The sequence below is a fragment of the Tomitella biformata AHU 1821 genome (genome assembly GCF_000524475.1).
Taxonomy (GTDB): Bacteria; Actinomycetota; Actinomycetes; order Mycobacteriales; family Mycobacteriaceae; genus Tomitella; species Tomitella biformata.
This window is the reverse complement of record NZ_BAVQ01000080.1, coordinates 187,099-197,770: the sequence shown is the minus strand read 5'-3', so window position 1 is coordinate 197,770 and position 10,672 is coordinate 187,099. Positions and strand designations below refer to the sequence as shown.

Here is a 10,672-nt window from a genome sequence, read left to right as displayed (position 1 = left end):
GAATTTCTTACATTCCCTTCCTTGCACCTCCGGAGGTGTTTGTGAAGGCCTACTCGATATATATCAGCTCTGCCGCACCAGCAGCGAGTTGAGCAGGCGTGCGGCGCCGTCGGGGTCCTCGACGGTGACCGCGAAGGCGCGGCGATTGTCCAGGCTCAGCACCAGGCCGTCGCCCCCGTGGGAGATCAGTGCGGAGCCGCGGCCGGTCACGCGATAGCCCCAGCCGCCCCACTCCATGGGGCGAAGTGTCTCGACGCGGGCGCTGGCGATCTTCTCCAGCGGCACGCGCTTCCATCGAAGGCCCCAGGACTGCAGGCTCAGCCCGGTGTGGTCCACGCGGACGGTGACGGTGGCCAGCGCCCCGACGACGAACGCGGTCAGCAGCAGGATGAGGGCCGGCCACACCTCGGTGAGCAATGCGGTGGCGACGGCGCCGATGAGGAGCGCGCCCGCCAACCATGCCGCCCAGGTGCTGCGCACCCGGCCGAACCACACCGCCCGCTCGCCCTGCTGCAGCGGCCGTGCCAGCGTGGGGACAGGCTCGGTGGCATCGGCCGCGGCCGCTCGGGGCAGCACCGCGAAGATTGCCAGGCCCCATCCCGCGGCGAGCAGTGGCAGCGCGATCCACCAGCCGAGGACGGCCTCGTGGGGATCGCCGGCGGACTTGGTGGTGATCACGCTGACAATCCAGGTGGCGGCGGCGGTCGCGCTGAGGGAGGTGGCGATCGGTAGCCACATCAGCGCGCTCGGCCGGCGCTGTGCCAGAGCCGCGGCGACGACCGCGCCGGCCGCCGACACCGTCGTCAAGGCCAGCACAATCCAGAAGAAGGTGGCGGTCTCACTGAACCCGTCGGCGGTGGTGGTTCCGGACCAGTGGCTTGCGACGGTGTGCGGCAGGCTGTCGGCCCAGGCGATCCGCGCGACGATGAGCGCCAGCAGCGGGGCCGTGGCCATCGCGGTGGCGGCGAGGAGCCGGGGGCGGCGTCTCGAATCTGCTGTCATGGCGTGCTGTTCTCCTTGATGAGGTTGATCATGTCGTCTGTGGTGAGGCCGGCGGTGGTGGCGACCTCGATGAATTTTTGCGCGGCGTATGCCAGTGCGGTCGCGCCGGAATCGAAGTCGGGCCGGACCACGGCGCCGCGGCCGCGTCGGAGGTCGATCAGCCCCTCGTCGCGCAGTTCCGCATAGGCGCGCAGCACAGTGTGGAGGTTGACGTCGACCGACTCTGCGAGCGCGCGGGCCGATGGCAGGCGGTCGCCCGGACCGATCTCGCCGCGGAGGGCGGCGCCTCGGATTCCGGCGGCGATCTGGGCCGCCAGCGGCCGTTCAGAGGAGTGGTCTATTCGCACCAACATGTTTGTATAGTATGCAAACAATCATCCGGTTGTACAGCGGTTCTCGAGGGAGCGCGTGTGATGGGGCCCTCTCCGGGTAGCATCGGCATAGCTGAAAAAGCGCATCCGAGGTGCTGAGCGCACCAAGAAAGGGGCACATCGAATGTCAGGCCACTCCAAATGGGCCACCACCAAGCACAAGAAGGCGGTCACCGACGCACGTCGCGGCAAAGCCTTCGCGAAGCTGGTTAAGAACGTCGAGGTAGCCGCGCGGATGGGTGGCGGGGATCCGTCAGCGAACCCGACGTTGTTCGAGGCGATCCGGACGGCGAAGAAGACCTCCGTTCCCAATGACAACATCGAGCGCGCGCGCAAGCGCGGCGCCGGCGAGGAGGCGGGCGGGGCCGACTGGCAGACGATCATGTACGAGGGCTACGGGCCCAATGGCGTCGCGCTGCTCGTCGAGTGTCTGACCGACAACAAGAACCGCGCGGCCGGCGAGGTGCGGGTCGCGATGAGCCGCAACGGCGGCAATATGGCCGATCCCGGCTCGGTGTCCTACCTGTTCGCCCGCAAGGGCGTGGTGCACCTGGAGAAGGGCGAGCAGACCGAGGACGATGTCCTGATGGCAGTCCTCGACGCCGGGGCTGAGGAAGTCCTCGACCACGGCGAGTCCTTCGAGGTGGTCAGTGAGCCGACCGATCTGATCGCGGTGCGCACCGCGCTGCAGGAGGCGGGCATCGACTACGACACCGCCGAGGCCGCGTTCCACGCGTCAGTCTCCGTCGAGGTGGATCTGGAGGGCGCCCGTAAGGTCATCCGCCTGATCGAGGCCCTGGAGGACAGCGACGACGTGCAGAATGTGTTCAGCAACGCGGACTTCCCGGATGAAGTGATGGCGCAGCTGGCTGAGGATTAGTCCCGCGACACTCCCAGGCGGGGTGGCTAGTGCACACGGCCGTCACATCGACTAAGCTCTCGAACAGAAGTTCGGAGCCTGGTTGTGGTGTGGCGGCCGTCGTGCATTCCGTGGTGCCGTGAGAAGTCGACGTGGGAGGACATACGCGTGCGTGTGATGGGTGTGGACCCCGGATTGACCCGATGCGGAATCAGCCTGGTGGAGGGTGGCATCGGACGGGCGGTCACCGCGTTGGATGTCGACGTGATCCGGACGCCGCCCGAGATGGACCTGGCCCACAGGCTGTTGGGCATCTCGGAGGTCGCCGAGTATTGGCTGGACACCCACAAGCCGGACGTCGTCGCGGTGGAGCGGGTGTTCTCCCAGCACAATGTGCGCACCGCGATGGGCACGGCGCAGGCGGGCGGAGTGATCGCGCTCGCCGCCGCGAAGCGCGGTATCGAGGTCTGCTTCCACACACCCAGCGAGGTCAAGGCCGCGGTGACCGGTAATGGCCGCGCTGACAAGGCGCAGGTCACCATGATGGTGACGAAGATCCTGGGTCTGCAGGAGGCTCCCAAGCCCGCGGACGCCGCCGACGCGCTGGCGCTCGCGATCTGCCATTGTTGGCGCGCGCCGATGATGAAGCGCATGGCTGAGGCCGAGGCGCGCGCGGCGGAACAGCAACAGAAGTACAAGCTGAGGCTGGCCCAGGAGCGTCGGGCATTGGCTGCGAAGAAGTCGGCCGCACAGAAAGCAACGGTGACCCCATGATCTCGTCCATTCGCGGAGACGTGCTCCACATCGGCCTCGACCATGTGGTGCTCGACGTCGGAGGCCTCGGCTACCGAGTCAACGCCACCCCCGCCACGCTCGGGCGGTTGGCGCGGGGAACCGCGGCGAGCCTGGTCACCACACTGGTGGTGCGCGAGGACTCGATGACGTTGTACGGGTTCACTGATGACGAGTCTCGGGCCCTGTTCAGCCTGGTACAGACCGTCTCCGGCATCGGCCCGCGGCTGGCGATGGCGATCACCTCCGTGCTGGAGCCGGACGTGCTTAAGCGGGCGCTCGTCGACGAGGACATCAAGGTCCTACAGCGCGTGCCGGGCATCGGCAAACGCACCGCGGAGCGCATGGTCTTGGAGTTGAAGGACAAGGTGGCCCTCGGCGCCGACAGCGATTCCGGGATGGCGGCCGGCGGCTCGACCGGCGCGCACGCGAAGCGCGACCATGTGGTGGAGGGTTTGGTGGGCCTCGGCTTCGGTCAGCCCGCCGCAGAGGCCGCCACCGACGCGGTGCTGAAGGAGAGTCCAGACGCGGAGATCGCCGCCGTCCTGCGTAGCGCGCTCACCATGCTGGGCCGCACGAAGTGATGGAGGACGACTACACGAACAGCCTCGAGGAGGCGCTGCGCGCGAGCGTCGTGCCCGGCGACGGCGACGTGGAGTCGGGGTTGCGCCCCAAGAACCTCGATGACTTCATCGGCCAGCCCCGGGTACGCGAGCAGCTCAAGCTGGTGCTCGAGAGCGCCATTCAGCGCGGCTCCGCGCCCGACCACATCCTGATGTCCGGCCCGCCCGGGCTGGGTAAGACCAGCTTGGCGATGATCATCGCCACCGAGCTCGGCACGGCGCTGCGGATGACGTCCGGCCCCGCGCTGGAACGCGCCGGCGATCTCGCCGCGATGCTGAGCAACCTCGTCGAGGGCGACGTGCTGTTCATCGATGAGATTCACCGGATGGCCCGGCCCGCCGAGGAGATGCTGTATCTGGCGATGGAGGACTTCCGGGTCGACGTCATCGTTGGCAAGGGGCCCGGCGCCACCTCGATCCCCCTGGACGTTGCCCCGTTCACACTGGTGGGGGCCACCACCAGGTCCGGCGCACTCACCGGCCCGCTGCGCGACCGGTTTGGCTTCACCGCGCACATGGACTTCTATGATCCGTCCGAGTTGGAGCTGGTCCTCACGCGGTCCGCGCGGATTCTCGGCGTGGACCTGCAGGGCAAGGCCGCCCATGAGATCGCCCGGCGCTCCCGCGGCACCCCCCGCATCGCCAACCGGCTGCTCCGGCGCGTGCGCGACTACGCGGAGGTGCGGGCGGACGGCATTGTCACTGTCGATGTCGCAAGGGCCGCGCTGGCGGTCTACGACGTCGACGAGGTTGGTTTGGACCGGCTGGACCGGGCGGTGCTTGGGGCCCTGGTGCGCGGGTTCAACGGCGGGCCGGTCGGCGTGTCCACCCTCGCGGTCGCGGTGGGCGAGGAGCCCGGCACCGTCGAGGAGGTCTGCGAGCCGTTCCTGGTCCGCGCTGGCATGATCGCCCGCACGCCTCGGGGCCGTGTCGCCACAGCGGCGGCATGGGAGCACCTCGGACTTACCCCGCCCGAAGGCCTGCTCTACGGATCGCTCGAGGTGCGTGCGGTGGAACCCGCGGCCGAATCCGGATAGCGTTCGTCCTCGATTCGGAGGTCATCAGCGCGCCTGTGATTCGGGGGATCACACCCGCGGGCCTGCCCACTTCTATCGCGGGGGTTTCTCTCTGGAGGAGGCGCAGTTCTTGGCCGGACAAATGCAGCTGGCGACGTTGCCGACGCGATTCATCCGATCCGGGCTGGTAGAGATACCGGGGGACTAAATGCCCGGTAGCGGCGGGTGCCACCACGGTGAATGGCACTAGATGGCACACTGGAGGACCGTGTGGGAGCCCACACGGCACACGCTATCTAGAGGTACACAATGGAACTTATTTTCCCGCTGCTCATTCTGGTCCTCCTGGTCCCGCTATTCCTGGGCAGCCGCCGACAGAAGAAGGCCCTGGCGGCCGCGAAGGATCTGCAACAGTCGCTGAAGATTGGCGATAACGTGATGACGTCCGCTGGCCTCCACGCCGTTGTGGCCGGCCTGCAGGACACCACCGTGGATCTGGAGATCGCCGAGGGGGTCATCACCCGCTGGGAGCGCGTCGTCGTGCGCGAGGTCGTCCTCGATGAGGTGCTCGAGGACGAGGCGCCCGAGATCGAGGCGATCGACGACCAGTCCGTGGACGGCGCATTCAACGACGCCACCAGTGCCGACATCGAGCGATTCCAGAAGTAGGGCAATAACGTCACTCGCCGCCCGGCGTCACATGACCGTCGGCGGGTGCTAGTAGTGTGCATTTTCGGGCGCGCGTCCATCTGTTGGACGCCGCCCGAGCACTTGAATCTGTTCCTCCGACTCCACTGAGGAGATCTGCACGTCGTGGCACCTAAATCTGGGCACTTCCGTCCAGCCCGCTACCTGGCCCTTTTCGGGGTCATCGTGGCTGTGCTGTACGCGCTGGTCTTCTTCACCGGGGATCGGAGCCCCGCACCAAAATTGGGCATCGACCTCCAGGGCGGCACCAGCGTCACTCTGACCGCACGCACCCCGGACGGCTCTAGGCCCAGCGGCGACAGCCTTAAGCTGGCCCGGCAGATCATCGAATCGCGCGTCAACGGCCTCGGCGTGTCCGGCGCCGAGGTGGTGATCGACGGGGACAATATCGTCATCACCGTCCCCGGCGACGACAGCGGCCAGGCGCGCGCGCTCGGCACCACGGCGCAGTTGTTCATCCGGCCCGTGCTCGGCAGCCAGCCGGCACTGGCTCCCGGCGCCACGCCGCCGGCAGTCGACACTGCGCCCGCCGATGGCGCAGCGCCGGCGGAGGGCACAGCGCCGGCGGACGGCGCGGCCCCCACGGATGGCGTTCCCGCCCCACAGAACCGGCCCTTCCCGGCGGACACACCTCCCGCGGATTCCGGCTCGCAGGACACCAGCGGGCTGACCGAGGAAGCCAGGCAGGAGCTCGCGACAGCCAAGGCGACGCGGCAGAGCGCCGACCCGCTCGTGCAGCAGCAGGCCCTCGCGTCGCTCGACTGCAGCATCCCAGATCCGCTCCAGGGCAATGACGACCCGAACCTGCCGCTCGTCGCGTGCGACGTCGAGGGGACGAGCGTGTATCTGCTCGGCCCACGCGTCATCGACGGCCAGGAGATCAAGGACGCGCAGGGCCTCTTCGATTCGCAGCAAGGCCGGAACATCGTCCAGCTCGAGTTCAAGGATAAAGGCAGCGAGACCTGGGCGAAGTTCACCACCGAGAACCTGCAGAAGCAGGCCGCGTTCACCCTGGACACCGAGGTCATCAGCGCACCCGTCATCCAGGGCGTGACTCCCGCCGGCAGCCCCACCTCGATCACCGGTGACTTCACCCTTCCAGAGGCCAAGGAGCTGGCCAATCAGCTCAAGTACGGCTCGCTACCGCTGTCGTTCGCCCAGTCGGACGCGCGCACCGTCTCCGCGACGCTCGGCGCCTCCTCGCTGGAGGCCGGCTTGATCGCCGGCGTCGTCGGCCTGGCGCTGGTGCTGCTGTACTGCCTGTTCTACTACCGCGCGCTCGGTGTGCTCATCACGCTGTCGTTGATCCTGGCCGGCGTGTTGATCTATCCGCTGCTGGTGCTGTTGGGCAGATCCATCGGATATAGCTTGAACCTGGCGGGGATCGCGGGCCTGATCATCGGCATCGGCACCACCGCCGACTCGTTCATCGTGTACTTCGAGCGAATAAAGGACGAGATTCGGGAGGGCCGCAGCTTCCGCTCGGCGGTGCCGCGTGCTTGGAGCCGTGCCCGACGCACGATCCTATCCGGCAACACCGTCACCTTCCTGGCGGCGGCCGTGCTCTACTTCCTGGCGATCGGCGACGTGAAGGGCTTCGCGTTCACCCTGGGCTTGACCACGATCATCGACCTGGTTGTCGTGTTCCTCGTGACGCATCCGCTAGTCCACATCGTGTCCACCAAGGCGTGGGCGTCGAACTCCAAGATCAACGGCCTGGGCTCGATGCACGAAGTCGCACGCGAACGCCAGCTTGCGGCGCAGGCCGCCCTCGCCGCAGGGAAGGTCAGCTGATCATGTCCGAATCCATAGACACAGGCTCGACGGGCACACTCGCCCCCGCGGCCCAGAAGCACGGGCTCTTCTCCCGGCTCTACACCGGCACCGGGGCGTTCGACATCGTTGGCAAACGCAAAATCTACTATGCGGTGACCGCCGTCGTGGTCGTCATTTGCGCACTGAGCATCCTGATCCGCGGCTTCTCCTTCAGCATCGATTTCGAGGGCGGCTCCCGGGTATCCTTCCCGGCGAATGGCGCCACCACGTCGGAGGCCAGCGCGGTGTTCACCGAGGCGATGGGCTTCGCCCCGGCCTCGGTGAACACCGCGGGCTCCGGGGCGGCGGAGACCATGCAGATCCAGACGGTCACCCTCGATATCCCGCAGACGCTGCAGGCACAGGAGGCACTGCTGGCCGCGTTCCATCCTGTTGACTCGAACGGCCAGGAGACCACCAACGCGATCAGCGTGTCCGCGGTGAGCTCCACGTGGGGTGACGAGGTCACAAAGAAGGCGCTGTTAGCCCTCATCGTGTTCATGGTGATCGTCGGCATCTATATCGCGATCCGCTTTGAGAGAGACATGGCGATAGCAGCGCTGTTCGCGGTGGTGCTGGACCTCATTGTTACCGCCGGGCTCTACTCGATAGTCGGCTTCGAGGTGGGGCCGGCCACGGTGATCGGCCTGCTCACCATCCTGGGCTACTCGTTGTATGACACGGTGGTCGTCTTCGACAAGGTCGAGGAGAACACCGAGGGCATTCTCCACCTCAAACGCCGCACGTATGCCGAGCAGGCGAACCTGGCCATCAACCAGACCCTGATGCGCTCGATCAACACGTCGTTGACGACCATCCTGCCGATCATCTCGCTGATGGTGATCGCCGTCTGGATGCTGGGCGTGGGCACGCTGAAGGACCTGTCGCTGGTCCTGCTTATCGGCATCCTCGTCGGCACCTACTCGTCGATCTTCACCGCGACGCCGCTCCTGGTCTCCTTGAAGGAGCGCCAGAGCGACGTCAAGGCGCACAACGAGAAGGTGCTCCAGCGGCGGGCGGTCGCTGCGGAGAAGGCGGCGGCAGCGCAGTCCGGTGCGGGGGAGCAGGTGCGCGGTGCAAGCTTCAAGGTGCCGCCCGCGAAGCCCCAGCCGGGCGCGCGCCCGAAGGGCAAGAAGAAGCGCCCCTGACTAAGAAGATTGAGCTGCTGTCGTGGACCAGCGAGGAGGATCGGTGAAGGTGGAACTGACCGTTCAGCGCCAGGGACGTGGCAGGAGCGCACTACGAGGTGTGGCCGTGGCGGCCACCGCAATTGCGGTGGCCGCCACGGCGGCGTCATGCGCGGGCTCCGATAGCGGTGACAGCGCCTTCGGCTATGTCGTCGACGGCGCCGTGCCGACCTATAACGCGAACACCCTCGCCGGATCGTCGTCCGCCGCCCGGCAGGCCTTCGCACGCACCCTGGGCGGCTTCAGCTTGGCGGGTCCGCAGGGCAATGTCGTCGCGGACCACGACTTCGGCGAGGCGTCTGTCGTGCCGGGGGACAGGCTCGTCGTCGACTACCAGATCAACCCGGCCGCCACGTACTCCGACGGGCAGCCGGTGGTGTGCGATGACCTGGTGCTCGCTTGGGCCGCCGGCAGCGGCACCTTCACCAAGGCCGACGATTCTGCGGCGGGTGGGCGCAGTCCACTGTTCGACTCCGCGACGGTGCCGGGCATGGCAGATATCGAGTCCATTGATTGCGCCGCCGGAGCTAAGGCGGCGGAGGTGACCTTCCGGCCAGGCCGGGCCGTCACGGATTGGCGCGCGCTGTTCGGTGCCACCACCGTGCTGCCCGCCCATGTGGTGAGCGCCGGCGCCGGCGGGCTGGACATTGTGGGCGCCGTCCAGGATCGCGACGAGGCGGCGCTGGCGGCGGTCGCGGAGTTCTGGAACACCGGCTTCACCCTGAGCCCTGGGACGGCCGACCCGGCGGTGTTCGTCTCCTCGGGGCCGTACCGGCTAGACTCGGTGGGCGAGGACGGCAGCGTCCAGCTCACCGCGAACGAGAAGTGGTGGGGCGACGCGCCGCGGACCGGACAGATCACTATCTGGCCGCGCGACGCGGAGCTGGGACAACTGATCGCGGACGGCAGGGTGCAGGTCCTCGATATCCGCGAGGGCTCCGGCGCCGTCGACGGTCTCGAGATCGCCAGCGCCGAGTCCAACGGTATCGAGCAGCTGACACTGAGCACCCGTGGGGCGCTGGAGCCTGCGGCGGCCCGGCGGGCGCTGGCGCTGTGTGTGCCGCGGGAGAAGTGGGCGCCGCCGAGCGACTCCCGGCTGGCGTTGCCAGACACGCTGGCGTACCCGTTCGTCTCGGGTGCTGCAGCCGGCCGGTACCAGCACTCGGATGCCGAGGCCGCCGGGGCCGAGCTGGCCAACGCGGGGCTGGCCGGGCTGACAGTGCGGATCGGCTACGCGTCGCCCGATCCGCAGCGCGCTGGTGTGGTGGCGGATATCGCCAGCTCCTGCGCAGATGCGGGGATCACGGTCATCGACGAGTCGGCGCCCGGCCTGGACCCGGCAGCCCTGCGCGATGGCCGGATCGATGCGCTTCTCGGCGGTGCGGGCGGCGTGCAGAGCGCGGGTGGGGCTCTCTCGGACGACACCCGGACGACGGTGCTGCGAGGGGACGCGTCGAGCAATGTCGGCGGCTTCCACAACCCCCGATTCGACGAGATTGCGGACCAACTGTCGGTGACCACCAGAGTCGCCGACACGCTGAATTTGACGCGGGAGGCGGAGGACATCGCGTGGGATGGACTGCCCAGCCTGCCGCTGTACACCCAAACGCGGACTGTGGCCTTCGCCGAGGGACTGCATTCAGGACTGCCTAGTGCGTCGAGCTTCGGCGCGGGTTGGAATATGGACAGATGGATAATTCTTCGATGATGGGCGGCACCGTGACCACCTCACCTCACGAGAGTCCGGCGGCCGGCCATATTCGGCGGCTGACCCGGCATGTGCAGGACTTCCCGGATGCCGGAGTGATTTTCGCGGACCTGACGCCGGTGTTCGCCGACGGGCCCGCGCTGCGCTCGGTGATCCAGGCCTTGGCCGAGTCTTTCCACGGCCAGGTGGACATGGTGGCGGGCATCGACGCCCGCGGCTTCCTGCTGGGGTCGGGTGTGGCGCTGGAGTTGCAGACCGGAGTCCTGGCGGTGCGCAAGAAGGGCAAGCTGCCCCCGCCCGTGCACTCGCAGGACTACGCGTTGGAGTATGGCGAGTCCACGCTGGAGATCCCCGCGGACGCCATCGAGATGCGCGGGCGCCGGGTCCTCGTCGTCGATGACGTACTTGCCACAGGCGGAACGGTTCTTGCGACCGTGAAGCTCCTTCGGCGATGTGGGGCCGAAGTTATGGGAGTGGCCGTCGTGCTCGAGGTTCAGGGGCTCGGTGGGCGGGCCGCGCTCAAAGGTGAGAACCTTGTCGTTCTCGCCAGCGACTGAGGGATAGAGTCGGGGCAGGTTCCAATGCCGACGC

General features: G+C 67.6%; 11 protein-coding genes. 9 read left to right on the top strand and 2 right to left on the bottom strand.

What is annotated here, in order from left to right; translation table 11 throughout:
- Positions 1–63: 63 nt before the first annotated feature.
- Positions 64–1,002, bottom strand: coding sequence for a hypothetical protein (locus TBIF_RS19930; RefSeq protein ID WP_024796503.1), 939 nt, complete (start codon positions 1,000–1,002; stop codon positions 64–66).
- On the bottom strand, positions 999–1,355 hold the full coding sequence (locus TBIF_RS19925) for a GntR family transcriptional regulator (RefSeq protein ID WP_024796502.1): 357 nt from the start codon (positions 1,353–1,355) through the stop codon (positions 999–1,001). Before TBIF_RS19925 ends, TBIF_RS19930 begins: the two co-directional genes overlap by 4 nt.
- A 142-nt stretch (positions 1,356–1,497) precedes the next feature.
- On the opposite strand from TBIF_RS19925, the gene TBIF_RS19920 reads away from it, so the two are divergent.
- The 9 genes from TBIF_RS19920 (at position 1,498) to TBIF_RS19880 (ending at position 10,638) form a co-directional block, all read left to right on the top strand.
- Positions 1,498–2,253, top strand: a complete 756-nt coding sequence (locus TBIF_RS19920) for a YebC/PmpR family DNA-binding transcriptional regulator (RefSeq protein ID WP_024796501.1) — start codon at positions 1,498–1,500, stop codon at positions 2,251–2,253.
- Positions 2,254–2,400: 147 nt separating this feature from the next.
- Entirely contained in the window at positions 2,401–3,006 is a 606-nt protein-coding gene (gene ruvC / locus TBIF_RS19915) for a crossover junction endodeoxyribonuclease RuvC (RefSeq protein ID WP_024796500.1), read from the top strand.
- Positions 3,003–3,608 carry a Holliday junction branch migration protein RuvA gene (gene ruvA / locus TBIF_RS19910; protein WP_024796499.1) on the top strand — a complete coding sequence of 202 codons (606 nt, stop codon included), beginning with the start codon at positions 3,003–3,005 and terminating at the stop codon, positions 3,606–3,608. The genes ruvC and ruvA overlap by 4 nt, the downstream gene beginning before the upstream one ends.
- The gene (ruvB, locus tag TBIF_RS19905) at positions 3,608–4,684 is read left to right on the top strand and encodes a Holliday junction branch migration DNA helicase RuvB (protein WP_024796498.1); all 1,077 of its coding nucleotides are present in this window, start codon (positions 3,608–3,610) and stop codon (positions 4,682–4,684) included. The genes ruvA and ruvB overlap by 1 nt, the downstream gene beginning before the upstream one ends.
- Before the next feature lie 288 nt (positions 4,685–4,972).
- Positions 4,973–5,332 (top strand): preprotein translocase subunit YajC, encoded by a 360-nt coding sequence (yajC, locus tag TBIF_RS19900; RefSeq protein WP_024796497.1) that lies wholly within the window; start codon positions 4,973–4,975, stop codon positions 5,330–5,332.
- Positions 5,333–5,476: 144 nt separating this feature from the next.
- On the top strand, positions 5,477–7,165 hold the full coding sequence (gene secD / locus TBIF_RS19895) for a protein translocase subunit SecD (protein ID WP_024796496.1): 1,689 nt from the start codon (positions 5,477–5,479) through the stop codon (positions 7,163–7,165).
- 2 nt (positions 7,166–7,167) lie between these two features.
- Positions 7,168–8,334, top strand: coding sequence for a protein translocase subunit SecF (gene secF, locus TBIF_RS19890; protein WP_024796495.1), 1,167 nt, complete (start codon positions 7,168–7,170; stop codon positions 8,332–8,334).
- 106 nt (positions 8,335–8,440) lie between these two features.
- Entirely contained in the window at positions 8,441–10,081 is a 1,641-nt protein-coding gene (locus tag TBIF_RS19885; RefSeq protein WP_158506375.1) for an ABC transporter substrate-binding protein, read from the top strand.
- A complete protein-coding gene (locus TBIF_RS19880) occupies positions 10,081–10,638 on the top strand; it encodes an adenine phosphoribosyltransferase (RefSeq protein WP_024796493.1) in 558 nt (185 codons plus the stop codon). Before TBIF_RS19885 ends, TBIF_RS19880 begins: the two co-directional genes overlap by 1 nt.
- The last annotated feature ends 34 nt before the right edge of the window (positions 10,639–10,672 follow it).

Bases quoted from the DNA above. Each gene is read 5' to 3' on its own strand.
- TBIF_RS19930 (WP_024796503.1), bottom strand. From the start codon at position 1,002: ATGACAGCAGATTCGAGACGCCGCCCCCGGCTCCTCGCCGCCACCGCG.
- TBIF_RS19925 (WP_024796502.1), bottom strand. From the start codon at position 1,355: ATGTTGGTGCGAATAGACCACTCCTCTGAACGGCCGCTGGCGGCCCAG.
- TBIF_RS19920 (WP_024796501.1), top strand. From the start codon at position 1,498: ATGTCAGGCCACTCCAAATGGGCCACCACCAAGCACAAGAAGGCGGTC.
- ruvA (WP_024796499.1), top strand. From the start codon at position 3,003: ATGATCTCGTCCATTCGCGGAGACGTGCTCCACATCGGCCTCGACCAT.
- ruvB (WP_024796498.1), top strand. From the start codon at position 3,608: ATGGAGGACGACTACACGAACAGCCTCGAGGAGGCGCTGCGCGCGAGC.
- yajC (WP_024796497.1), top strand. From the start codon at position 4,973: ATGGAACTTATTTTCCCGCTGCTCATTCTGGTCCTCCTGGTCCCGCTA.
- secF (WP_024796495.1), top strand. From the start codon at position 7,168: ATGTCCGAATCCATAGACACAGGCTCGACGGGCACACTCGCCCCCGCG.
- TBIF_RS19880 (WP_024796493.1), top strand. From the start codon at position 10,081: ATGGGCGGCACCGTGACCACCTCACCTCACGAGAGTCCGGCGGCCGGC.